The sequence below is a fragment of the Ornithinimicrobium sp. INDO-MA30-4 genome (assembly GCF_021535045.1).
Lineage (GTDB): Bacteria > Actinomycetota > Actinomycetes > Actinomycetales > Dermatophilaceae > Ornithinicoccus.
In genome coordinates, this window is sequence record NZ_CP091056.1 from 2,651,142 (window position 1) to 2,673,013 (window position 21,872).

Genomic DNA, 21,872 nt, shown 5'->3' on the forward strand with positions numbered 1-21,872 from the left:
AGGTATGTCAGTGCTCTCTCTTAACGTGTAACCACACCACATCAAGGGCGTCGCAGAAGCGACTCCATGAGCGAAGGAGGGCAAGATCATGCGATTTCTCCACACGGCGGACTGGCAAATCGGGATGACCCGCGCCTTCCTCAGCGCAGAGGCCCAAGCGCGTTTTGCCGACGCTAGGTTGGAGTCGATCCGCAGTCTGGGCAACGTGGCTGTTGCTCAAGGCTGCGAGTTCATCGTTGTTGCTGGCGATGTCTTTGAAAACAACCAATTGAACACGCAAACCGTGCAGCGGGCGCTTGAAGTCATGCGCGATGTTGCTGTGCCGATTTATCTCTTGCCTGGCAATCACGACTCTTTGGAGCGCGGGACGCTGTATGAGCAGGACGACTTTGTCGCTCACCTGCCCGACCACGTGCACATCTTGGCGGAGCCAGGTCCGATCAGCATCCGTGAGGGTGTCGAGTTAGTGGCTGCTCCGTGGCATGGCAAACACCCAGACCGTGACCTGGTGTCTGAAGCGCTCGGCAAAATGGGTCCTGCTGACGGCACAACTCGGATCGTCGTGGGCCACGGCTCCATTGATGCTCTCGACCGAGGGGCGGGCGAACGGTTCAACATTGCTGCCGAGCCATTGGAGTCGGCCTTGGCCGCTGGGCAGATCCACTTCGTGGCGCTCGGCGACCGGCACTCGACGACGAGCATCGGCACCTCTGGCGCGATTTGGTACTCGGGGGCAAGTGAAGTCACGGCTTTGCGTGAAGAGGCGCCTGGAAATGTGTTGGTGGTGGATCTCAAGCCTGGCGAGGCTCCTGCGGTGACGCAACATCATGTGGGCACCTGGACCTTTGCCGAGCGTGCGTTTGACGTGTCGACGGCGGCCGATGTCGCAGCTGTTGAGCGTGGACTGTCAGCGATGCCGTCGAAAGACCGGACCGTCCTCAAACTGACGCTTCAGGGCACGTTGGCCCTGAGCGATCACCACGAATTGCTGGTGAGCATGGAGCGCTATGAGCAGATGTTCGCGGCCATCCCCGACTGGCAGAGCCGTTCGTCGCTGGCCGTGCTGAGTAGCGACGAAGACCTGGCAGCCCTGGGCCTTAGTGGCTTCGTGGCGCGTGCTGCCAGCGAGATCTTGAGTCAGACCGACCAGGACCCGGGGGGCAAGACACCCCTGAGCCGGGATTCGAGGTTGACGACTCTGAGTTGCTCGAATGGACGTACCGAAGTGACGCTGACGATGACTCGACGAGCGCTCGCGATGCTCTTGCCCTGCTCTACCGGCTTAAGAAAGAGGGATCGCGATGAAGATTCACTCCGTTATCTTGGCCAACGTCAAGGGGGTCGCATCTCGCACGGTTGAGTTTCCTGACTCTGGTGTGGTGATCGTGGATGGGCCAAACGAAGTTGGCAAGAGCACCGTCATCGAAGCGCTTGATCTCTTGCTGGACCCCAAAAGAAGTCGACAAGCAGGTCCAAGGACATTCAGGCCATGCAGCCGGTTGGTCAGGACCTCGGGCCCTACGTCGAAGCTGAAGTGACCATTGGCGGCCGCCGCCTGCGGATTGCCAAACAGTGGCTGCGCTCAACGAAGATCGTCGTTGAGGTGCTTAGCCCGACGAAACAGTCCTTTACGGGAGACAACGCGCAGCGAGAGCTGGAGCGGCTGATCGATCGCGACCTAGACCGCACGCTGTTTGAATCTTTGCGGTTCGCCCAAGGCGGGGGAGCGGCCACCAACGCGCTTTCCGAGAGCTCAGTGCTTCAAAGCGCCCTGGATCAAGCCGCTGGTGCAGATATGCACGTGGCCGGTGGCGACGACCTGCTCAGCGATGTGGAGCGCGAATATTTGCGTTACTTCACGCCCGCGGCAGGGCGGCCTAGTGGCGAGCTCAAGCAAGCATTGACCTCTGCCAATGATTCGCACGACAAAGCTGTGTTCGCTCATGGCTCCTGGCAGGAATCACTCACTTTGATGGGTCAGCGAGACGCTGCCGTGCAACAGTGGCACGCCGCGAAAGACGGGCTGCCTGAGCTGCAAGAGGCGCTATCGGCAGCACGGGTGTCCACAAAGGCTGCCCGTGAGGCAGAGCAACTCAGGCGCCAGGCCCGGGAGCGCATCGACTTGGCCGAGGCTGAGCTGCGTCGATGCAAATCCGCGGTCGTCCAGCGCGAAAAACTGCGAGCTGAGGTCCAAGCGCGACAGGATGCGGTCGTTGTGGTGGACTCCGATGCCGAAGCCCTCACGAGACAGAGGCGCGAGCTTGGCGACGCCGTTGATGAGGCGAAGCACATGCTTGGCCGAGCCACCACCGAGGCTGAGACTGCCACGCAGACCCTGGCCGATCTGCACGATGAGTACGCGCAAGCCCAAGACCTAGAGCGGCTAGCGCAGTTGCGAGAGGCTTGCGCTCGGATCGGTGATCTGACGAAGGCACACGATGCAGCTCAGCGCGCAGCTGATAGCGCTGCCGTGACGCCAGCAATGGCTGATGAGATTGCCGGTGCCAGCGCGAAGGTTGTTGCGGCGCAGGCAGCCGTTGAAGCCATCGCAACTTGGTGTCCGTGGAGCGAATCGGCGAGGGTGCTGAGATCACGATTGATGGTCAGGCCACGGCAATGGCGCCCGGCGGGTTCCCGGAGGACGTCCTGGTCACTGCCGAGACAGAGATCTCCGTGGCCGGAGTGGCCAGGGTCCGAGTGCGCCCTGGTGGCGACGCGGCAACCCTGCGCGCAGACCTTGAGGCTAAGTCTGCCAAGTTGAGCCACCTGCTGAGTGTGGCGGGCGCGAGCAGCGTGGACGATGCGCAGCGTGCGGGGTCTGAGTATCGGGAGAGCCACGGGACGCTGCGGGTCGCGGATGCCGAGCTAAAGACGGCACTGTCGGGGAAAAGTGCGCAGGCTTGGACAGACCAGTTGGCTGAACTGGACGATCGACTTGGCTCCCCGGATGAAGTGAAGCCCCGCGAGACAGACGGGTTGCGCAAAGTCATTGCGGAAGCGAAGGAGACACTTGCTGACCGGAAGCGAAGCCATTCCGATGCCAGCAAAATGCACGAGTTGGTGGGGGGCAGGCTGGCTGCTGTCGTCAGCAAACTCGAGCGCTCTGGAGAACGCCGCCAAACGGCGAAACGCGAGCTGGACAGGGTCACTGCGGCTCTGCGCGAGGTCTGCACCGAATCACCTGATGAGGCACTCAATGAGGCTGTCGCAGTGGCGGAGGCCAACGTCGAGAGGCGCGTGCGGCCCTTGCGGAGATAGCCACTGATCAGGCCGAACAGGATTTGGTAGCCGCCGAGCGAGCGCTGGCACAGGCAGAGCAGGCGCTTGCTGCCCAGCAGAAGTCGGTTAGCGCCGCCCAGACTCTCGCAGATCAACTGAACGGCCGCGTTGAGCAGGCTGCCAGCGAGGGCCGCCGCGAAAACTACGACCTTGCCGTGCAGGCCTTCCGGCAAGCCAAGGGGCACCTCGTGGCGGTCGATCGTCGTGCCCGGGCAGCAAAGCAGCTTCACCTCACACTGACCGGCTGCCGGGATGAAGCCCATGATCAGTATGTTGAGCCGTACGCGGCGGCGCTCCGAGCCCTTGGCCGACGGATGCACGGCGAGAGCTTCGATGTGGCCGTCGACAAGGACCTGGTGATCACCCACCGTGAACTCGACGGGGTCTCGGTGCCGTTCGAGAGTTTGTCTGGCGGTGCTCAAGAGCAGTTAGGTCTGCTCAGCCGCCTTGCGGTCGCCTCACTCGTTGATGCCGATGAGGGCGCGCCGGTGATTGTTGATGACGCTCTGGGCTACTCGGACCCCGACCGCCTGGCGCAGATGGGGCGCGTGCTGTCCGACCCAAGCAGTGCCGGCCAGGTTATTGTGCTGACGTGTAGCCCTGAGCGCTACGTTTCAATCGAAAACGCCCATCGAGTCCATCTAGCCTCCTGACGATGAGTTAGTCAGGACTAGCAGCCACCCAGAGGACCGCACATGACTGAGCAACCTTTAGGCAGCAACTACGTTCTGACCGACAAGTTGGGCAGCGGTGCGTTAGGCACCGTCTATCGCGGACGCGACCTTGAGGGCTATGAGTCCGCCATCAAAGTCCTGCGCTCAGATCTGGCCGAGGACCCTGGTGTGGTCGAGCAATTTGGCCGGGCTCACGCGGAACTCGTGGCTGCCGACGGGCCGTTCATCACTCGTACTCACGACGTGGTGACGCAGGACAGCAATCTCGCAATCGTGATGGACCTCGTTGAGGGCGGCGATTTGCGTGCGTGGCTCAACCACGCCGGAACGCTACCTCCCAGCGAGGTGGCCAGGGTGGGTTCCCAAATCGCCCAAGGGCTCGAAGGCATCCACCGGACTGGGTTGGCACATGGGGACGTGAAGCCAGAGAACATCTTGCTCGACATGTCTTCGGGCGCACCGGTCCCCTTCGTTTCAGACTTCGCCATTGCTCATCTTGCTGCGTCGCCCCGGTCCAAGACGATGTCGGGGACGGCTAACTACATGGCTCCTGAGATCGGGCAAGGCCGGGCGCCAACGCCAGCCGCGGATGCCTATGCGCTGGGCATCGTCCTTTACGAAATGTGCTGCGGAGTGACCCCCTTCGAAGGCGGCGGGCCAATGGCCGTGATGCAGCGCCATTCGGCGTCGCTGGCAGCCCGGCCTGAGGGCATCCCCGACCCGCTATGGCGTGCGATAGGTTCTCTCTGGGGCAAACGACCCAGCCAGCGAAACACCGTTGGCTCAGTTGCTCAGGTGCTCGCTGGAATGGTCGGAGAGCTCCAAGGATACCGCCCGCCCCTATGTTGCAGACTCCGCTGCCGCCCATTCCGATTCGTCAGTCCACCGGCCCAGCGCGCACCCAGGCTGTGCACACCAGGACTGTGCGCACGGCACCACCACCGGTGGCCAAGTCAAACGACTCCTGGGTGGGATGGGTGGTGGGACTGGCGGTGATTGCCCTCCTCGTGGTGGGTGGCTGGTTCGCGATTCCTGCGCTTCTTGACGCGATCGATGCAGGCGACAGCGAGCCATCCGAGACTGAAACCAGCGAGCCGGCCGAAACAACTGATCCGGCTGAGCCCACCGAGCCCGATGAGCCGGTGCAACCAGTCGAACCAGCCGATCCGATAGAGACCGTCGATCCAGAGCCGCCTGCCGACCAGGAACAATCCACTCAGTAGCCAGGGCGCAGCCTGTGCCGTTCGCACCGTGACACACCAAAAATGGGGTGTGATCCGGCTCATCTTCCTGGCAGGATGCGGACATGACTGGCACCGGGGAACTGCGAATCGTCCGAGACAGACTGATCGACCAGCGAACGTAGTATGGCGACGCGGTCGCTGAGTTCGCCTGGCCGGATGTCGGTGACCATTTCAACTTCGCACTGGACTGGTTTGACGAGTTCGCGCGCGGAAATGATGCGCCCGGCTTGGTGATCCTCGAGGAAGATGGGAGCCGGGCTTCCTACAGCTTTGCGGAGTTGGTTGATCGCTCCGACCAAATCGCGGCCGCTCTGGCGGGACACGGGATCGGTCGAGGCGACTCGGTCATCGTCATGCTTGGCAACCAAGTTGAGTTGTGGAAACGATGCTGGCGCTGACCAAACTGGGCTCTGTCATCATGCCCACCACGACAGCGGTCACCTCTGCGGATCTCCTTGATCGCTTGGCTCGCGGCAACGCCCGCGCAGTTGTCTGCAACCCCGAAGACGCAGCCAATTTGAAGATGTGCCGGGTGACTATCTACGCGTTGCTGTCGGTGAGGTTGAAGGATGGATCGACCACCGGGCCGCTTATCAGCTCAAGCCGCAGCCGGTCACCCACCCCGGCAATAGCACGGATGACCGGCTCTTGCTCTACTTCACCAGTGGCACCACAAGCCGGCCAAAGTTGGTGGAGCATACCCACCGTTCATACCCAGTGGGCCACCTCACCACCCTGTATTGGCTGGGGCTGCGACCCGGCGACATACACCTCAACATTTCGAGCCCTGGGTGGGCTAAGCACGCTTGGTCAAACTTCTTCGCCCCGTGGCTTGCAGAGGCAACAGTCCTCGTCCTGAACTACCGCCGCTTTGACCCCGCAACGTTGCTGAACGCCTTTCGCGATGAAAGGGCGACGACGTTCTGCGCCCCACCGACGGTGTGGCGGATGCTCATCAACGCTGACCTCAGCGGGGGCCCTGTCTCCCAGCGCGAGGCCATTGGTGCAGGTGAACCGCTTAATGCAGAGGTCATCAACCAGGTTCAAGAGCACTGGGGCCTGACGATCCGCGACGGCTTCGGGCAAACCGAGGCGACTGCGATGATTGCCAACACTGCGAACCAACCGGTGAAAGCGGGCTCGATGGGCCGCCCGCTGCCCGGTGTGCACGTCGTTCTCATTGATCCAGCTACAGATGAGGTCATCGATAGCTCCGGCGAGGGCGAAATCTGCCTCGACTTGGCGGCTCACCCGGTCGCGCTGATGACCGGCTACCAAGGGGACCCGGTGCGCAATGCTGAGGCGATGCGTGGCCGGCGTTACCACTCGGGTGACATAGCGAGCCGAGACGAGCAGGGCTACATCACCTACGTTGGACGCACGGATGATGAGTTCAAGGCTTCCGACTACAAGGTCTCGCCGTTTGAGTTGGAATCAGTCCTGATCGAGCATCCGGCCGTTGCCGAGGCAGCCGTCGTCCCAGCGCCGGATCAGTTGCGACTGGCCATCCCTAAGGCATACGTCGTCTTGTCGCCTGGGCACGAGCCCACGCCTGAGACCGCGAGCTCAATCCTTGCGTATGTGCGTGAGCACCTCCCGCCCTACCTGCGGATTCGCCGATTGGAGTTCGGTGAGTTGCCGAAGACTATCTCAGGCAAGATCCGACGCGTTGAACTCCGTAACAGGGAGGTCGAGGTGGCGAATGATCGGCCAACAGGTGAGTACCGGGATGACGATTTCCCGGGGGTGAAGGGCTAAGTGTCGAGCTCGATGGAGTGTTGCCGCAAGTTCTACGCAGAGCCATTGCGGCAGGGCAGGCACCCACTCTGCAGAGGTGGCTCACCGAAGACACCCACCTCTTGCGTGACTTGGCCTGGTTTGGTTCCCGCGGCACCTAAAGACAGCAGCAAATGACAAGTTCGCTTGACATCTTTGGTTCGTCGCGTCTACCTTGATGTGGCAAGGGTGCTTTACACCAAGAAGCCCCGCAAGATCGCAGAGTGGGAGTGAGCGTGCGCAACGATGTCCGAGAGCTTAGGTTGGCTGCGGGTCTTTCGCAGCGAGCCTTGGGCGAGGCGCTTTCAGTGTCTCGGCAGACGGTCAACTCAATCGAAACCGGCCGATATGACCCCTCCCTCTCGTTAGCAATCGCGATCGCGCGACACTTCCGCTCAGGAGTTGAGGAGATTTTCCATGTCGACGACTAAATACACTGCACGCCGGAAGGTGCTCGTCGTGCTGTTTCTGATGGGCATCACCATCTTGATTCTGGGCCTCGGGTTGCTGCTTCAGGCGCGAGGGCCCGGGAACATGGGGACGGGATTCCTGCAGGGCGCTGGTGTCGGTCTGTTGGCGAGTTTGGTTGTGCTTTGGCGGATCACTCGGCACCCGGAGCGGGCCACAACGTTCGAGCGCGCTTTTTCTCAGACTGGAGACGAGCGTGAAGATGCTTTGCTCACTCACGCGTTCGCGACCCTTGGCCTCGTTGCCATCCCGCTTACGGGGGTGGCTGCTGTCGCGATGGGTTTGGGGGCTGAGGTCCCGATGGTCCTGTTCTTCCTCCTCGTCGCACAGGTCATGGTGTTTGCGGTTGCTTTTGTGGTCAACGCCCGGCGGGGGTGACCGAGGCGGAATTTCTCCGGTATGCGAGACTCACGGCAGCAGCACAACTCGTCCGCGAATAGCGGGCTGGCCCGAGTCGAGGAGACACGAATGAGTGAACAGACCGGCGGCGAAAACGTCAGTGACGGACTAACGGCATACAGCGTGGATGATGAAAACCAATTGCAACCTGAGGACACGCTGGTCCCCGGCGGTGACCCGGTTGAGCAGGGATATGAAACCTCAAACCGGCTCAAGAGCGCCACGTTCTATAACGAGGACGAAGACGGGGAGTCGCACGAAGAAACCATCGATGAGCGCATCTCCCAGGAGGTCCCCGACCCGGACAGCGCATACGGGGCCCTGAGAACGAAAGTGGGCTGGACGGACCCCCGATGGTGGGGGGCGACGATGTCGATGCGATCCCAGCCGATCAGAACTTCGTTGGTTCAAGCGGTGACGTTCACCAGTTGGCCGCCAGTGACGATGGCGCTGAGAGCGACACCGATGCACAGATGATTGCGCGAGAGACCGAAGAGCCAGACGGCGGCACCGGCGAGGAATCCGCGATGCACATCGTGACTGAAGAGCAGTAGCGACAAGCGCGACAAGAAATGGTCCTGGCTCCCCTAAGGGGTCCAGGACCATTTCGCGTTCTGTCGGCCTCGCCGGGCAACCTTGCGGATGATGGTGTGCCACCAGCCACTCGGGGAGGCCAGGCAATCATCCGAAGATGCTGGTGCCTCCGGGGCCAACCAGCAGGCCGACAACGATGAGGACGATGCCCCACAGCATCTGCTTTCGGATGATGGCAAAAATGCCCGAAACGACCAAGATGACGGCGATGATCCAGAGGATGAATCCCATGAGAACTCCTAGATAGGTGCAGTAACCGCAAGAGCGGCGTGTTCCCGAAGTATGGCCGTTCTTTCACCGTTCGCAACTTGCAAGACTTCGGCGAGTCGCAGATTTCTGCAGTTGAGAGGCGATCTGGTCGTTCGTGAAGCGCGAGCATTGCCGAACGCGCGGGGTGAAAGTCTGTGTGTCTCAACGGATGTTGGTAGCGAGATCATCGACTGCGGGGGCCGGGGTAGATAGAGATCGTTCGCAGCCTTACGATTGTTGCGACCCGCTAGAAATGGCAATGAAGCCACCTCGAATAGGGGAGAAACACGATGAGTGACGACGAATCTCGTCAGCAAAGCAACGGCTCGCACGTACACGGCACCGACCTAGCGGGGTCTAACGAATTCTGGGGGACGAATCGTCCGCTGTGCGTGACGCACTGCAGTGGGCTGTGGCCAGGATGGCCAGGTCATCTGACCCGCGGTCTACGGCACACCCCGAATCGGAGATCGTAGCCGCTGCAGGTGAGACGGTGACTTCCGGCGGCATCGGATCGGCAGAAGCGATGCGGATTTTCAAGGATGTCCTGGAGCCGGCGACCCGTAGCCAGGGGCACGAACTGAACCTCGCCTATATCCCGGGCGCACCAAATCGCTCGGCTGTTGCCTTTGACGCGGTGACGGGCAGCGCCAACATTTTGGTGGCCTCTGGGAGGCCGGCGCTGGCGCTATTCACGCTGAAAACGAGGTGCTTGCGTGGCTGGCGAGTCTGCTGCAGTGGCCCGAGACAGCCGTTGGGTGTTTCGTTTCTGGCGGCACAATTGGCAACCTCTCTGCCCTCTTCGCGGCGCGCAAACGCGCACTGACCCGCCGTGGCTCAAAGCCCGAGGGAGGATGGACTCTGGTTTACACCAGCGGTGCGCACTCATCGATTGCCACTGCGGCTGAAGTTCTCGATGTAACGACGGCGCAAGTCCCGATCGATGAACGTGGGCACATGACGGGTGCGGCTCTGCGCGAGGTGCTTGAGCGAACGCCGTCAGCGTTCGCGGTCGTGACGTCTGCTGGCACCACGAACACTGGAGTCATCGACGATCTCGCCGATGTCGCTGATGCCTGCGCCGAGCACGGTGTATGGATGCACGTGGATGGCGCGTATGGCGGGGCCGGTCTATTGGCGCCCTCGGTGCGTGAGCAGTTCAACGGCATCGAGCGCGCCGACAGTTTCATCGTGGATCCGCATAAGTGGCTGTTTGCGCCATACGACTGCTGCGCCTTGCTGTATCGCGAGCCAGATGCTGCTCGAGATGCCCACTCGCAGCATGCCAGCTATCTTGACCACATTGACCGAGAACAGCCCAACCCTCCGACCTGGCGCTGCACCTATCGCGCCGAGTCCGAGGCTTACCGCTGTGGTTCGGGCTGGCAACGCATGGCACCGAGCGTTACCGCGAAGCAATCGAGCAGACTCTCCTCACGGCGCGTGAAGTAGCGGCTGGGATTGCGCGCATTGAACATCTGGATCTACTGGTAGCCCCCGAGTTGTCGGTTGTCATGTTTGACCGACCCGGCTGGGATGAGGATGACTACAACACCTGGTGCGACCGCCTAGCGCGTGAAGGGACCATGCTCTGTGTGCCGACCCGCTGGCGTGGCCGAATAGTGCTGCGTGTTGTCTTCGTCAACCCGGATACGTCTTCAGCAGAAGTGTTGAAGATTCTTGAGGTGACCACGCAATAGATTGCCGCTGATGCGGGCCTAGCTGTCCGTCATTCCGGTCCTGGACGCCCACGGCGGCGCTTGATTTCGGAGCGTCGGTGCTTGGCATCCAGTCGACGGCGCCTCGAGCCCATTGTTGGGCGCGTGGGCCGACGCGGGATCGCTGGCTTCATTGCGTCTCGTAACAGCACGCTCAGGCGCTCGCGGGCCGCGACTCGGTTCTTACGTTGCGACCGATGCTCGCTCGCAGCGATGGTGAGCACCGTGCCGGTCAGTCGTCCGGAGAGTTGATTGAGGGCGCGGGCGCGCTGCACGTCGTTTAGCGCGGACGTCGCACCGAGGTCAAGGCTCAGTTGCACGCGCGAGTCAGCAGTGTTGACTCCTTGGCCGCCAGGACCCGAGGAACGCGAGAACTGCTCAACCAGTTCGCTGGCCGGGATGTGCAGACCCCGGGGCGCCCCTGGCCCTGGGGTCACGTGCAAGTCGTCCATGCCTTCAGGATGCACCACGGGTCACGACACAACGATTCAGCAGGCAGATGGAGGCGCCGCCATTAACCCCGAGGATCTGAGCCTTTTGCTGGGCGAACTCTACGTCAGTCAGGATGCCTTGCGCCCGGAGGGCAGCGAGCCTCTCTAGCGCATTCAACATGTCGTCTGCTGGCGCAGCAGCAGGGGGCGGCTGCGTTGGTGCGGGGTGTGCCCACTGTTGGGCTTGGTATGCCTGCGCAGTGGGGGATGTGCGCAGGGAAAGTTGCTTGGCTGGACCCTTCAGGACGTTTGCCCGCCCACCTCATAGCCCCGCTCATTCCAGGCCATGAGTAACTCATACCGATCAGCGCGCACCGTCGTCCGGCGGCATTCCATCGGCTTGCCCTTGCGCAGCCCGGTTCGCTCAATCGTGAGGCCTGCCGCAGGCACTGGGGTATTAAGGCGGCTGGCCATCTTCGGGCTGATTAGCGTCGCAGTGATGCGCTCGCGACCTGAATCAGGGACGGCAATGTGGTGCTTGGCGAGCTCGTCGTACAAAGCGGTTCTGGTGAAGTCGGTGTCGAGCAGCGGCTTACCAATCTGGGCTGGTAGCCACACACAGTCGTGTGCGAGGGGTTCGCCACCTGCCAGACGAATGCGCTCCAGGGCGAAGAGGTCTGATTCAGGAGGTAGACCGAGTTGAGCAGCGGCCTCGGGATGACTCTTGAGGCCGCACGACAACACGACGGATTCTTGGACAATGCCGCGCGACTCGATCTCTCGGAAGAGGGAGTAGAGGCTGCCGAGGGGTTGTTCGATTCTCTGCGAGAGGACTTGGCTCTGCCGGCCCCTCCCGGACTCGACAAGGCCAGCCTCGCGAATGCGGCGCATCGCCTCTCGGACGGTGTGACGCGAAACCTCGTATTCGTCGCGCAACTGTGCTTCTCCGGGGAACCCGGCCGCGAAGTCCCCCGCCGCGAGGCGGCGGAGGAGGTCGGCGTGGAGTTGCGCCCAGAGGGGTTCCTCCGGGACCGATCAAGGGCGCCCATGCTGATCAATATACCTAGGGTCCGTGGCCTAGGCTGTCGAAACCTCGGAAGTGCTACTACGCCGACCAGTGGTGAGCCAGGTGATCGCGATGACGATGGCTCCGGCTGCCACGACCACAGCGGACCAGCCCAAAGTCGGAGCTTCTTGGGCTCCAATCGCGATCGCCATTACCAACACGAACCAGCCAAAGATGCGGCGTAGTGAGTCCGGTCGAATGCGCCCGGCCAAAGGTCCGCCAATGAGCGCACCAAGCACTGCGGCACCCGTCACCGCTGCCGCCATCGCCCAATCGATCTGCACTGAGGCCAGGTAGCCACCAAGGCCAGCCATGGACTTCATGGCAATGACGACGAGTGAAGTGCCGATCGCGATAGGCATGGGAAGCCCACCAAGAAGCGCGAGCGCGGGCACAACCAAGAATCCGCCACCGGCCCCAACGAGGCCAGTCATCAGGCCGACCACGACGCCGTCCACGATGATCCGGCCCAGAGGCATACCAGTGTGAACCTTGTCTGGGTCGATCTTCTTACGGCCGCGCAGCATAGCGATAGCTGTCGCCAGCATCATGACGGCAAAACCGATCAGCAGCCATTGGCCGGGGACGAATTCTGCCCCCGACCACCGACATACGCACCGGCCATGGCCGCAACACCGAAGATCAAGCCAGTTCGCCACTGGACCCGTCCTGCGCGGGCATGCGAAATCGCGCCGACGGCGCTGGTGACTCCCACGACAAGAAGGGAGGTCGCGATCGCTTCCTTCGTTTCCATGCCGGCCACATATACCAGCAGGGGGACAGTCAGAATCGAGCCGCCGCCCCCGAGGAGGCCAAGAGTGATCCCGACGAGGACCGCCAGCACGAGGGTCAGGAGGAGCATGTGCTCAGGCTCCGGTGAGCTGGTCGAGCAGTTGCTGAGGGTCTGGCGACCGGCCTTGTTGTAGGGCAACTTCATTAACATGGAACCCATCGCGCAAGTGTTGCTCAGGGCGGCGAAGGTCAGGCCTCCACCGATCCCTGCAGCCAGCCACTTCGTTTGGGGGACGAGCGCACTGGTCAGCACGCTGGTGAGAACGACTGATCCAGCAACCAGGCGCACCTGACGCTCCAGGTCCCAACGCTGGGCACCTTCCACGACAGGGTGGCCGGCGGACTGCCACGCGGTGATTCCACCCTGCAGCACGTGCAGGTTGTCGAGGCCAGTGGCGCTCAGCGCCGTGTCGGCTTGCTGAGCGCGGGCACCCGAGCGGCAGACCAGGACCACGTCCTGTTCCAGGTGGGAGGAAATCTGGTCGCGGTGTTCCTTCAAAGTGTCCAGCGGGACGTTATAGGACTTCTCGATGTGGGCAGTCTCAAACTCCGCGGGAGTGCGGACATCAAGGACCAGCAGGTCTTTGTCGTTCGCGCGGCGCTCGGCGAGCCAGGCTGCATCGATAGTGGTTGATCCGGTGGCAGAAATATTCAAGGGATTCTCCTCGGTGACGATCGTGGCGGATGTACGTACTTTTGCGTTCTCAGGCAATAGTACGTACATTTAACTCAGGCAAACAACTTGAGGAGATTTCATGCAGGTCATCGTCATTGACACAACATCGCTCGGGGATCGGTCCTACTTGATCCACGACGGTACGCAGGCGCTGGTGATCGACCCTCAGCGCGATATTGATCGCGTCACCGCTGCGGCTAGTGACGCCGGGGTTGAGATCACGCACATCGCCGAGACGCACATGCACAACGACTACGTCACTGGTGGCCTAGAGTTGGCCCAAGTCACTGGCGCCTCGTATCTGGTGAATGAGGCCGACCCGGTGAAGTTTGAGCGAACTCCGATCTCGGACGGCGAGACGGTCCAGGTCGGCTCGCTGAGGATGCAGGCGATTGCCACCCCCGGTCATACCGCAACTCACCTGTCCTACATCGTCACGCACACCGAAGAGCAGGCTGTCTTCTCTGGTGGGAGTTTGCTTTTGGGTCCGTGGGCCGCACCGACTTGGTTGACCCCGCGCTGACCACTGAGCTGACTCACGCGCAGTATGTGTCGGTGCGTCGCTTGACATCGGAAGCGAACGAGCAAGCTGAGCTGTATCCGACTCACGGCTTCGGTTCGTTCTGCTCCAGTGGTCCGGCTACCGGTGCAAATAGCTCAACGATTGAGGAACAACTGCAGGCGAACCACGCCCTCACCGACGAGGACGAGGACCACTTTGTGCGCGAATTGATCGCAAACCTCAGCGCTTACCCGACGTACTACGCACACATGGGTCCGGCTAACGAGAATGGTCCTGGCCCGGTCGACCTCAGCGTGCCTGAGCCGCTCTCTGGAGTTGAGCTGACTCAGCGACTGCGTGATGGCGAATGGGTCGTTGATCTGCGCGACCGTGTCGCGTTCTCAAAGGAGCACCTCGACGGCGCAGTCAGCTTTGAGTATGGCGACGGGTCCAGTTTCACCACCTTCTTGGGGTGGGTCATTCCCTGGGGTGAGCGCATTACCCTCGCCGGAACCCACGACGACGTTGAGTCCGCAATCCGCGACTTGTCGCGTATCGGTATCGACTCTCCTGACGCAGCCTTGGGTGCTGGCCCAAGAGACATCGCCCCAAGCGCCGACGTTGCGGCCTACCCGCGCGTTGACTGGGCTGGCTTGCTCGCGGAGCGCCCGAAGGTGAAGCGATTCTTGATGTGCGGCGCACCGATGAGTTTGCCGGTTCGCACATCGAGGGAGCCACCAATATCCCGCTGCACGAAATCGTGACCCGCATGGATGAAGTGCCGCAGTGCCGCATCTGGGTGCACTGCGGATCTGGCTACCGCGCGGGTGTGGCTGCAAGCCTGCTCCAGCGTTCTGGCAAGGACCCGGTCCATGTAGATGCCAGCTTTGGTGAGGCTGCCGACAGCGGAGTGACTCTGCAGTACTGAGGCTAAAGCGCCAGAACGACACGCTAGGTGCCGCGGTGCCTATGTCTGTTGCCGCGTGTTCGGCGTCACCGGTAGAAACACAGCAGCACCGGGCCAGCTGGCCCGGTGCTGCTTCGTCGTGAAGAAACAGGTCAAGAAGCGACTGCTGCCGCGAGGTTCTTTAGGGCCGTCTCCATGTCGTCTTCGGACACCAAGGGGAAAGTTATCTTAGACAACAGGTCGGGGTCGGTGACGTTGCTCCAGTCATAGGTATGCCGGACTTCGGTGCTGTCGGGACCATGCGGCGTCAACTCCCACACCCATTGCCAACCGGGAGGCTGGGTGCCAGCTGGTGCGGTCTGCCATGCGAGCAACTTGCCCTCGTCGTAGCCGGTGACGTGGTTGTCAGTCTTGTAGTCACCGCCCATGTGGTCTCCGGCCATGTTCATCGTGAACACCTGGCCGGTCCCAGTGATGCGGTCGCCCTGATCCACGGAGACCACGAAGCCAGAACCGTCGATAGCGACATGGTTTTCGGGCAGCGAGATCACGTCGAACACGTCTTTATTCGGCGCGTCGATCGTGCGTGTGACAGTGATACTGGTGTTTTCACTCATATTGCGAGGGTATGCAGATAGTCACCGTCACGCGACCTGAAAGGGCGGGCGTTGAAACAGCACCGGCCGCAGACCAAACGTCAAGCATCCCGCGAAGGAGCAAAACGTTGGTGCCCCCGGCAGGATTCGAACCTGCGACACCCGCTTTAGGAGAGCGGTGCTCTATCCCCTGAGCTACGAGGGCGGGGAAGACTTCAGAGAGCAGGTTAACAACTGATTGCCCGCGTTCCAGCATGGTCATGCCCAGGATGTGATCTGCGAACGAAGAGTGGGCTCACACCGATTGGTGTGAGCCCACTCTTTATATCTGGCGCTTAATCAGCCGCGGATGTGCTCGACCGGGCGGTAGCCAGCGCCAACCGTGACGACGTTCTTGACGCCGTTGGTAATGCTGGGAACGAGTGCAGCGGTGGCCCCGTTGACCTGGCCGATGGCGTAAAGCGCGGCAATGGACAGGGCGATGAGTGCGAAGGTAGCGATCATGTGGAGGACCTCCTCGAAGAACTTTGGATGTTTGGATGATCTCCCGAGAGTTACCCACCGGTTGATCTGCCTCTAGATTGCTATGCCTATGAATTAAGCACAAGTCACCGCTTCTTCACTAAAAATGTAAGAATTGCTACATGTTTAATCCTGAGCATCTCGCGACTCTGCAGGCGGTCGTCGAAGAGGGAACTGTGCTGGCAGCAGCTGATCGGCTCGGCTACACACCGTCCGCGGTGAGCCAGCAGTTGGCACGTCTGCAGCGTGAGGTTCACCAGCCGATCATGACGCGCAGGGGACGGGCCAACGCGCCGACCAAGGCTGCATACGTGCTGGTCAGGTTGGCCCAGCAGATGCAGCAACTAGAGGAGAGCGCTCGGGCTGAGTTGGAGGGACTGCAGCGCAAAGTGACTGGTTCGCTGGTTTTGTCGGGCTTTCCCTCGGCGATGCGCGGCCTCCTGGTGCCGGTCGCGGCAGCCTGTGCCAAGGCATACCCCGAGATTGAGTTGACGCTCCGAGAGATGAGCCCTGAGGAGTCCGTGGCGGCAGTCAGGCGTGGCGACGTCGATCTAGCCGTCGTCCACGACTGGACAGACAAGCATGTGCCGATGCGAGACGGAGTGAAGGCGTGGCCAGTGGGGCTGGACGCGGTTGACGTGGTGGCTTCGTCTGCGCTCGAAGTCCCCATCGGACCGGACGGAGTCGACCCGGTTGACCTGCACGATCAAGTCTGGATCGATGACACGCCAGGCGTTTTTAGTGACTGGCTCCTCGATGCCCTTGACTCACGAAACATCCCCTACCGGATTGGCGCGACGGTCGAAGACATCAACGGCCGGGTCATGCTGGTCGCTGAAGGATTTGGGGTCTCGCTGTTGCCTCGACTCGGACGTGGAACCTTGCCGCCCGGCGTGGTCACGCTGCCTGTTGTGGGAGCACCAACGCGGCGCATTTTTGCAGTCCACCGTGACTCCAGTGAGCGCCGGCCAGCTATCCACGCTGCGCTGGGTTTGATTCGCTCGGTCTGGGATCGCGAGGGCCATCCGATTGAGCGTCCGAAGCCTGAGACACTGAGCCAGTGACCGCACGCGCCCTGCCCACTCAGGCCGAACTTCCCGACGTCCAACGTCGCATTGTTGGCACCCTGATGGCCTCCCAAATCTTTGGTGGCGTTGGTGTCGCGAGTGGCATTGCTGTCGCTTCGGTGATCGCCGCAGAGATCAGCGGCAACGACGCGCTTTCTGGCCTGGCCAACACCAGCCAAGTGCTCGGCGGGGCGCTGCTGACCATCCCGATCGTGTCGCTGATGGCTCGTCGTGGCCGCCGGATCGGCCTCGTGATTTCGTATGCGGTCGGCACTGTCGGTGCGGGCCTTGCGTTGATCGCTACCGCCACCAGCAGTTTCGCTCTGCTGCTGATCGGCACTTTTCTCTTTGGTGCCTCAACAACGGCCAACAGCCAATCGCGGTTTGCTGCCGTGGATTTGGCTCCGCCGAGTAAGCGCGGATTGCAACTCAGTCTCGTGGTCTGGGCGGCCACGATCGGCTCGGCGACCGGGCCCAACCTGATTGGCTTCGGCGCGGGCCTAGCCACCGGCTTTGACCTGCCCAAATTGGCTGGACCGTGGGCGATCAGCGGTGTCGGCTTCTTGCTTGCCATGGTGCTGTTGATGGCCTCGCTGCGCCCTGACCCGTTGCTGACGGCCCGGGCTCTCGCCGAAGTGGACGTCCCCGCTGACCCCAAGGCATCCAAGGGCTCAGTCGCCGAGGGGATCCGCGTCCTGCGCAGCAATGCCCCGCTCGAGCAGGTGCAATCGCCATTGCTGCCGGGCACATCGTGATGATCTCGATCATGGTGATGACGCCGGTTCACATGGCTCACGGTGGCGCCCAAATCGAAGTCATCGGCTTTGTCATCTCGATGCACATCATTGGCATGTATGCCCTCAGCCCGGTCGTCGGCTATCTCACCGACCGCATCGGCTCAGGGCGGGTCATCATGCTGGGCGTCGCGATTCTGCTGGCTGCATGCGCCTTCGCGGGGCTGTCAGCCACCGGCTTCTCGATCAACCTGACCGCCGGCCTCGTGCTGTTGGGTTTGGGCTGGTCCTGCACGATGGTCGCTGGCTCTGCTCAAGTCTCCGCTGCAGTTCCAGTGGGGGAGCGGGCCTCAGCCCAAGGCGCGTCAGATGTCGTGATGGGGCTAGCTGGCGCCAGTGGCGGCGCGCTCGCCGGGGTGATTGTTGCGGTGCTCGGCTTTGGCTATCTCGCCGCTTTGGCGGCTGGGGTGACGCTCTTGCTGGGCGCATACACCCTGCGCCACCCCAGCCATACCGAAAATCAGGCTGCTTCCCTGCCCATCAAGTAGGAGTCCAGCACGCCACACATGTGCTTGTCGGGCTTTGGCGCAAGATTTCACGAACTTCACTCCTGATCCGGCCACGCCCTACGGCCGCCATGCAGGTTGAGTCGTTAATCTCGAAGGTGTGACTCCTCCTGCCGACGAAACCGATGACCGGATCGCCGCCGTCCACGCTGCCCAGCAGGATTGGTATCAGCAAGTTAAGGCCATGGGAGGCCCCAGCAACACCCTGCTGTGGCACCGTGAGTTGCCGCTCGGCACCTTCGACCTGACGGTTGCCCACCCAGGGGGAGTGGCGCGACTGCTGACCGGCAGCCCGACGCGCCTCTCCGGCCTAGTCCGTGAACACGTCGCCTTCGCTGAAGCTCGCGACCGGCTGGCAGCCATCCGCGGTAAGTCCATTGAGTTGCGCCGCGAGCACGGCATGACGACGAGTTTTATTGCTGTCGGCATGGCCACGTGGAGCATCCCTAAGCAGGTCCTCAAGATCCCGCGCGCTCCCGTGATGTTGCGCCGCTGCAAGATCCACCCGGTCGACCAGGCTGGCAGCGACTACACCATTCAACTCGACCAAGACGTGGTGTTTAACCCCGCTCTGTTGCACTGCCTTGAAGACGTCTACAAGTTGCAGTTCGACCCGCACGCACTCACAGCGCTCGCCACGGCTAACGGTGGCTTCGACCCGCGCGCTGTCTATGAGCAGTTAGAAGATATCTGTGCCGAGGTCCCGGGTTTTGGCATCGGTCCAAACTTGGTCATCAGCAACTTCCCATGGGCCAAGTTGTCGCTGGCCGCCAACCTGTTTGGGAGCCCAGAGGGCCTGGCAAAGCACCCGATGATCGCGTCCCTGGCCGGGCTGGATGAGCGGCAGCGGACAGTGGACCCCGACGACAATCGAGCAAACGATCTGGCCAACGAACTCATCGTTCTCGATGCTGACGCTGAGCAGCGTCGTGCAATCGATGTTGCCTCCACGGCGGCAGCATCCTGATCGACACGGTCGCTGGTACGGGTGCTACTCAAACAATCACCAATATCGTTGCTGGAGCCTTGGCTCAAAGCCACACTGCACTGGTCGTGAGCGAAGAACGCCCCGCTATAGATGCCTTGCAACGCCGCCTGGCCTATGTCGGCCTCGGCGAGGTTGTCCTTGATTTGCCCGAAGACCCACGGCGTGCCCGGATCGCGATCCAGTCGTTGGCCGATCAACTCAGACGCTCCACCGGCGCCCCCGAGCCGGAGTTTCCCGAAGACCCGCTGCCAACCTGGCGCCAAGCACAGGCTCGCTTGATCGAGCATGAGTCGCAGATGCATACCAAGCATGCGCCGTGGGATTTGTCGCTGGCTCAGACGGAGTCTGCCGTGGCCGGCCTCAACGGTTTGCCGCACCCGCCGCTGTCTCATGTTCGTTTGGAAACATCGGTCCTGAAGTCGTTGACCCCGGACCGACTGACCCAGTTGCGGGAAACTCTGACCGAGGCTGCCCAGATTGGTGTCTGGCAGCGCGGGCGGATGGAAGACCCGTGGTTTGGGGCTGCACTGCAGTCTCCGGAGGATGCTGAGCGTGCCGCCGCGATCGTGAAGTCCCTCGTCATGTCTGACCTGATCCAGGCCAGGCAAGAGATTGATCAGGTATGCAAGAAGGCGGGCTTGCCAGCGCCGCTCAACCTCGATCAGTGGCGGGCCCGAGTCAACCTGATGGGCCGCGTCTACGAGACGCTGGATGTCTTCCGCGCTGAGATTTACGAAGCTCCGCTCGATGACCTGGTGCGCGCCACCAGTGACAATGCCGCAGACCGTCCAGGTGCGCTGTTGCGGACACGCCTCAAGCGCCAAGTGCGTGGGCTCCTGCGCCCAGGTGTGCCGCCGGCCGACCTCGCTGTGCGGGTGAAAGCAGCCCGCGATGAGCGAGCAGAGTGGGAAGAGCTGGCGGGCAGGGCCGCCCCGCCCAACACCCCGGCTCAATGGGAGCAAGCCAGCGAGCAATTCATGCCGATCCACCGTGACTTGGTGTGGCTGGCCAAGGTGCTCAAGCCAACCCCCAGTGGCCAAGACGTCATGACCACACACCTTGATTTGCTCCTTGAGCGCTTGCTGCGCCTGGATGCCCGGGCTGATCGGTTGCCGGTCACTGCCTCGGCATACATCATGTTGCAACCGCTGCGTGAACAGGGACTTGGCCCGTTGATTGACGACTTGGCCAAACGTGGCATCACCGCTGAGGACGTTAATGCCGAAGTCGACCTCATCTTTTATGCCTCACTGCTTGACTACCTCGAGAGCGCTGATGATGGCTCGACGTTGAGCGGCGAAGACCAAGTTGATGCGGCTAAGGCGTTGCGCCGAGCCGACCGTGAGCAGTTGCGCCGCAACCGGGCGCGGGTGCTGAGGTCTTTGCACCGCAAGCTGCAACGGGTCGTTGCCAAGAACCCCTCACAGGTCAAGGCCCTCTATGCCGCTGCCGACGCGCACGAGCATGATTTGCGCGCTGTCTTGGAGCGCAGCCCGGACGTCGTGAAGGCGCTGCGGCCAGCTCTCGTGGGTAGCCCACTGGTCGTTCCGGCGACGATTCCTGAGCGCTTCTCGGTGAAGGTGACGATCGTGGAGCATGCCGGGCGCACGCGCACGGCACACTGCATTGCAGCCATTAGCCACGGTGAGCAAACAATCATTGCTGGCGACAGTCTGCGCCCTCGTCCCATGGCCTTCCATGCCATCGTTGAGGACATTTTGCCGGGCGATGAGCCGCTCACGTCGCTGCTCGATGACGCCGCCGACCTGTTGCCGACCTACACCTTCAGCACGCATTACCGGGCCAAGGACCAGCGGCTGGTTGCTCCGTTGGCCAAGATCGTAGAGAAGGCCCGGCCTGGACAAACTCTTGAGGCTCACCCGGGGGTCTTGCGTAGCCCTCGAGCCAATGTGGTTGTCTCCGATAGCCCAACAGGCCTGCCCGAAGAGACCGTTGAGGCGCTGCTGCGCCACCTGGCCGCAGGCCACAGGACTCGGTCGGCATCCTGGTCGATGGCCCTCGTTTCCTGCCAGCGCTCCACGTGGCGTTGCGTGAGCGTCTGGTCCGCGAGGGTGTCAGCCACCCCGCGCTGGCTGAGGACGCCGACGAGCAGTTCTTTGTGGTGGAGGCTCGCCGATGGGCTGGCCAGGTCCGCGACCACATCGTCTGGGTCGGTATGCCTGGGGCGAACTCTGGAGATGGGCACACCGTCGACTCCGAGGACATTGTCACCATGCTTTCGGCAGCCCGAGGCACCGTCGACTTTGTCACCACCGACCCAATCACGTCGTGGCCGCGCAACGCGGGAGCAGACCTGCTGCGCGAGGTCTTCCAGCCGCGGTTGCCAGGCGATGCTGATGCTGAAGTGCCAGCCTTGCTGGCTGACCTGGGCAAGCGTCTGGCCGCCGAAGGGTTCGCGGTGCGTCACGCAGTGGGAGATGGCCGGTATGCGGTGCCGCTGGGCATCGAGGATCCGGCTAGACCAGGCAGGCTGCTGGTGGCTGTGGACACCGATTTGGAGCCATTGAGGCAACGCCAGGTCGGGACGAGTTCCGACTACGCCACGATCAACTGATGCGGCTGGGCTGGGTGCATACCCGCGCTCGCAGCCGTGACCTTTTCCG

Annotated in this window: 24 protein-coding genes, 1 tRNA gene and 5 pseudogenes; 20 read left to right on the plus strand and 10 right to left on the minus strand. The window is 62.0% G+C overall.

Annotation, left to right across the window (positions count from 1 at the left end; genetic code table 11):
• The first annotated feature begins 88 nt into the window (after positions 1-88).
• From L0A91_RS16035 to L0A91_RS16080, 11 genes and pseudogenes are all read left to right on the plus strand, one after another.
• Positions 89-1,360 (plus strand): metallophosphoesterase, encoded by a 1,272-nt coding sequence (locus L0A91_RS16035; protein WP_235245297.1) that lies wholly within the window; start codon positions 89-91, stop codon positions 1,358-1,360.
• A complete protein-coding gene (locus L0A91_RS20160; RefSeq protein WP_397333756.1) occupies positions 1,302-1,538 on the plus strand; it encodes an AAA family ATPase in 237 nt (78 codons plus the stop codon). The genes L0A91_RS16035 and L0A91_RS20160 overlap by 59 nt, the downstream gene beginning before the upstream one ends.
• On the plus strand, positions 1,490-2,761 hold the full coding sequence (locus tag L0A91_RS16040) for a hypothetical protein (protein ID WP_235245298.1): 1,272 nt from the start codon (positions 1,490-1,492) through the stop codon (positions 2,759-2,761). Before L0A91_RS20160 ends, L0A91_RS16040 begins: the two co-directional genes overlap by 49 nt.
• A complete protein-coding gene (locus tag L0A91_RS16045; protein ID WP_235245300.1) occupies positions 2,758-3,258 on the plus strand; it encodes a hypothetical protein in 501 nt (166 codons plus the stop codon). Before L0A91_RS16040 ends, L0A91_RS16045 begins: the two co-directional genes overlap by 4 nt.
• 23 nt (positions 3,259-3,281) lie before the next feature.
• The gene (locus tag L0A91_RS16050; RefSeq protein ID WP_235245301.1) at positions 3,282-3,932 is read left to right on the plus strand and encodes an ATP-binding protein; all 651 of its coding nucleotides are present in this window, start codon (positions 3,282-3,284) and stop codon (positions 3,930-3,932) included.
• 42 nt (positions 3,933-3,974) lie between these two features.
• Complete coding sequence (locus L0A91_RS16055; protein ID WP_235245302.1) at positions 3,975-4,949, plus strand: serine/threonine-protein kinase; 975 nt, start codon at positions 3,975-3,977, stop codon at positions 4,947-4,949.
• Positions 4,934-5,176, plus strand: a complete 243-nt coding sequence (locus L0A91_RS16060; protein ID WP_235245304.1) for a hypothetical protein — start codon at positions 4,934-4,936, stop codon at positions 5,174-5,176. The genes L0A91_RS16055 and L0A91_RS16060 overlap by 16 nt, the downstream gene beginning before the upstream one ends.
• A gap of 83 nt (positions 5,177-5,259) precedes the next feature.
• A pseudogene (locus tag L0A91_RS16065) lies at positions 5,260-6,955 on the plus strand (AMP-binding protein).
• A 254-nt stretch (positions 6,956-7,209) separates the two neighbouring features.
• A complete protein-coding gene (locus L0A91_RS16070) occupies positions 7,210-7,404 on the plus strand; it encodes a helix-turn-helix transcriptional regulator (RefSeq protein ID WP_235245305.1) in 195 nt (64 codons plus the stop codon).
• A gap of 28 nt (positions 7,405-7,432) precedes the next feature.
• Positions 7,433-7,819, plus strand: coding sequence for a hypothetical protein (locus L0A91_RS16075; protein WP_235245306.1), 387 nt, complete (start codon positions 7,433-7,435; stop codon positions 7,817-7,819).
• A 90-nt stretch (positions 7,820-7,909) separates the two neighbouring features.
• Positions 7,910-8,317: a hypothetical protein gene (locus L0A91_RS16080; protein WP_235245309.1), complete on the plus strand. Its 408-nt coding sequence runs from the start codon at positions 7,910-7,912 to the stop codon at positions 8,315-8,317.
• A gap of 204 nt (positions 8,318-8,521) precedes the next feature.
• Here the strand turns inward: L0A91_RS16080 and L0A91_RS16085 are convergent, their stop codons facing one another.
• The gene (locus L0A91_RS16085) at positions 8,522-8,665 is read right to left on the minus strand and encodes a GPGG-motif small membrane protein (RefSeq protein ID WP_235245311.1); all 144 of its coding nucleotides are present in this window, start codon (positions 8,663-8,665) and stop codon (positions 8,522-8,524) included.
• A 406-nt stretch (positions 8,666-9,071) separates the two neighbouring features.
• Between L0A91_RS16085 and L0A91_RS16090 the strand changes: the two genes are divergently transcribed.
• The 3 genes from L0A91_RS16090 (at position 9,072) to L0A91_RS16100 (ending at position 10,383) form a co-directional block, all read left to right on the plus strand.
• Positions 9,072-9,509: a hypothetical protein gene (locus L0A91_RS16090; RefSeq protein ID WP_235245313.1), complete on the plus strand. Its 438-nt coding sequence runs from the start codon at positions 9,072-9,074 to the stop codon at positions 9,507-9,509.
• Positions 9,392-10,135, plus strand: coding sequence for an aminotransferase class V-fold PLP-dependent enzyme (locus L0A91_RS16095; RefSeq protein WP_235245314.1), 744 nt, complete (start codon positions 9,392-9,394; stop codon positions 10,133-10,135). Before L0A91_RS16090 ends, L0A91_RS16095 begins: the two co-directional genes overlap by 118 nt.
• 62 nt (positions 10,136-10,197) lie before the next feature.
• On the plus strand, positions 10,198-10,383 hold the full coding sequence (locus L0A91_RS16100) for a hypothetical protein (protein ID WP_235245316.1): 186 nt from the start codon (positions 10,198-10,200) through the stop codon (positions 10,381-10,383).
• Between the two features lie 29 nt (positions 10,384-10,412).
• Here L0A91_RS16100 and arfB read toward each other — a convergent pair whose 3' ends face one another.
• The 6 genes and pseudogenes from arfB to L0A91_RS16130 all read right to left on the minus strand — a co-directional run.
• Positions 10,413-10,853, minus strand: a complete 441-nt coding sequence (arfB, locus tag L0A91_RS16105; RefSeq protein ID WP_235245318.1) for an alternative ribosome rescue aminoacyl-tRNA hydrolase ArfB — start codon at positions 10,851-10,853, stop codon at positions 10,413-10,415.
• Between the two features lie 4 nt (positions 10,854-10,857).
• The gene (locus L0A91_RS16110; RefSeq protein WP_235245319.1) at positions 10,858-11,013 is read right to left on the minus strand and encodes an SHOCT domain-containing protein; all 156 of its coding nucleotides are present in this window, start codon (positions 11,011-11,013) and stop codon (positions 10,858-10,860) included.
• 119 nt (positions 11,014-11,132) lie between these two features.
• On the minus strand, positions 11,133-11,723 hold the full coding sequence (locus L0A91_RS16115) for a GntR family transcriptional regulator (RefSeq protein ID WP_235246658.1): 591 nt from the start codon (positions 11,721-11,723) through the stop codon (positions 11,133-11,135).
• 12 nt (positions 11,724-11,735) lie between these two features.
• Positions 11,736-11,780, minus strand: a pseudogene (locus L0A91_RS16120) (hypothetical protein); the annotation flags it as partial.
• A gap of 129 nt (positions 11,781-11,909) precedes the next feature.
• Positions 11,910-13,063 (minus strand): annotated as a pseudogene (locus L0A91_RS16125) (TSUP family transporter).
• 27 nt (positions 13,064-13,090) lie between these two features.
• A pseudogene (locus L0A91_RS16130) lies at positions 13,091-13,414 on the minus strand (rhodanese-like domain-containing protein); the annotation flags it as partial.
• A gap of 31 nt (positions 13,415-13,445) precedes the next feature.
• Here L0A91_RS16130 and L0A91_RS20165 point away from each other — a divergent pair.
• Positions 13,446-14,796 (plus strand): annotated as a pseudogene (locus tag L0A91_RS20165) (rhodanese-like domain-containing protein).
• A gap of 131 nt (positions 14,797-14,927) precedes the next feature.
• Here the strand turns inward: L0A91_RS20165 and L0A91_RS16140 are convergent.
• The 3 genes from L0A91_RS16140 to L0A91_RS16150 all read right to left on the minus strand — a co-directional run bounded on the left by L0A91_RS16140 (position 14,928) and on the right by L0A91_RS16150 (position 15,875).
• Positions 14,928-15,392, minus strand: a complete 465-nt coding sequence (locus L0A91_RS16140; RefSeq protein ID WP_235245320.1) for an SRPBCC family protein — start codon at positions 15,390-15,392, stop codon at positions 14,928-14,930.
• 108 nt (positions 15,393-15,500) lie between these two features.
• Positions 15,501-15,576, minus strand: a tRNA-Arg gene (locus tag L0A91_RS16145).
• Between the two features lie 134 nt (positions 15,577-15,710).
• On the minus strand, positions 15,711-15,875 hold the full coding sequence (locus L0A91_RS16150; protein ID WP_235245322.1) for a hypothetical protein: 165 nt from the start codon (positions 15,873-15,875) through the stop codon (positions 15,711-15,713).
• A 140-nt stretch (positions 15,876-16,015) separates the two neighbouring features.
• On the opposite strand from L0A91_RS16150, the gene L0A91_RS16155 reads away from it, so the two are divergent.
• From L0A91_RS16155 to L0A91_RS16175, 5 genes are all read left to right on the plus strand, one after another.
• The gene (locus L0A91_RS16155; protein ID WP_235245325.1) at positions 16,016-16,957 is read left to right on the plus strand and encodes a LysR substrate-binding domain-containing protein; all 942 of its coding nucleotides are present in this window, start codon (positions 16,016-16,018) and stop codon (positions 16,955-16,957) included.
• On the plus strand, positions 16,954-17,715 hold the full coding sequence (locus tag L0A91_RS16160; RefSeq protein ID WP_235245326.1) for an MFS transporter: 762 nt from the start codon (positions 16,954-16,956) through the stop codon (positions 17,713-17,715). The genes L0A91_RS16155 and L0A91_RS16160 overlap by 4 nt, the downstream gene beginning before the upstream one ends.
• The gene (locus L0A91_RS16165) at positions 17,715-18,242 is read left to right on the plus strand and encodes an MFS transporter (RefSeq protein ID WP_235246661.1); all 528 of its coding nucleotides are present in this window, start codon (positions 17,715-17,717) and stop codon (positions 18,240-18,242) included. The genes L0A91_RS16160 and L0A91_RS16165 overlap by 1 nt, the downstream gene beginning before the upstream one ends.
• Before the next feature lie 118 nt (positions 18,243-18,360).
• Complete coding sequence (locus tag L0A91_RS16170; RefSeq protein WP_235245327.1) at positions 18,361-19,227, plus strand: DUF4011 domain-containing protein; 867 nt, start codon at positions 18,361-18,363, stop codon at positions 19,225-19,227.
• Positions 19,228-19,313: 86 nt separating this feature from the next.
• Entirely contained in the window at positions 19,314-21,776 is a 2,463-nt protein-coding gene (locus L0A91_RS16175; protein WP_235245328.1) for a hypothetical protein, read from the plus strand.
• The last annotated feature ends 96 nt before the right edge of the window (positions 21,777-21,872 follow it).

Excerpts from the sequence above, each read along its gene's own strand:
- L0A91_RS16035 (WP_235245297.1), top strand. The coding sequence starts at position 89 with ATGCGATTTCTCCACACGGCGGACTGGCAAATCGGGATGACCCGCGCC.
- L0A91_RS20160 (WP_397333756.1), top strand. The coding sequence starts at position 1,302 with ATGAAGATTCACTCCGTTATCTTGGCCAACGTCAAGGGGGTCGCATCT.
- L0A91_RS16040 (WP_235245298.1), top strand. The coding sequence starts at position 1,490 with ATGCAGCCGGTTGGTCAGGACCTCGGGCCCTACGTCGAAGCTGAAGTG.
- L0A91_RS16055 (WP_235245302.1), top strand. The coding sequence starts at position 3,975 with ATGACTGAGCAACCTTTAGGCAGCAACTACGTTCTGACCGACAAGTTG.
- L0A91_RS16080 (WP_235245309.1), top strand. The coding sequence starts at position 7,910 with ATGAGTGAACAGACCGGCGGCGAAAACGTCAGTGACGGACTAACGGCA.
- L0A91_RS16085 (WP_235245311.1), bottom strand. The coding sequence starts at position 8,665 with ATGGGATTCATCCTCTGGATCATCGCCGTCATCTTGGTCGTTTCGGGC.
- L0A91_RS16100 (WP_235245316.1), top strand. The coding sequence starts at position 10,198 with ATGTTTGACCGACCCGGCTGGGATGAGGATGACTACAACACCTGGTGC.
- arfB (WP_235245318.1), bottom strand. The coding sequence starts at position 10,853 with ATGGACGACTTGCACGTGACCCCAGGGCCAGGGGCGCCCCGGGGTCTG.
- L0A91_RS16110 (WP_235245319.1), bottom strand. The coding sequence starts at position 11,013 with ATGTTGAATGCGCTAGAGAGGCTCGCTGCCCTCCGGGCGCAAGGCATC.
- L0A91_RS16115 (WP_235246658.1), bottom strand. The coding sequence starts at position 11,723 with ATGCGCCGCATTCGCGAGGCTGGCCTTGTCGAGTCCGGGAGGGGCCGG.
- L0A91_RS16140 (WP_235245320.1), bottom strand. The coding sequence starts at position 15,392 with ATGAGTGAAAACACCAGTATCACTGTCACACGCACGATCGACGCGCCG.
- L0A91_RS16150 (WP_235245322.1), bottom strand. The coding sequence starts at position 15,875 with ATGATCGCTACCTTCGCACTCATCGCCCTGTCCATTGCCGCGCTTTAC.
- L0A91_RS16155 (WP_235245325.1), top strand. The coding sequence starts at position 16,016 with ATGTTTAATCCTGAGCATCTCGCGACTCTGCAGGCGGTCGTCGAAGAG.
- L0A91_RS16165 (WP_235246661.1), top strand. The coding sequence starts at position 17,715 with ATGATCTCGATCATGGTGATGACGCCGGTTCACATGGCTCACGGTGGC.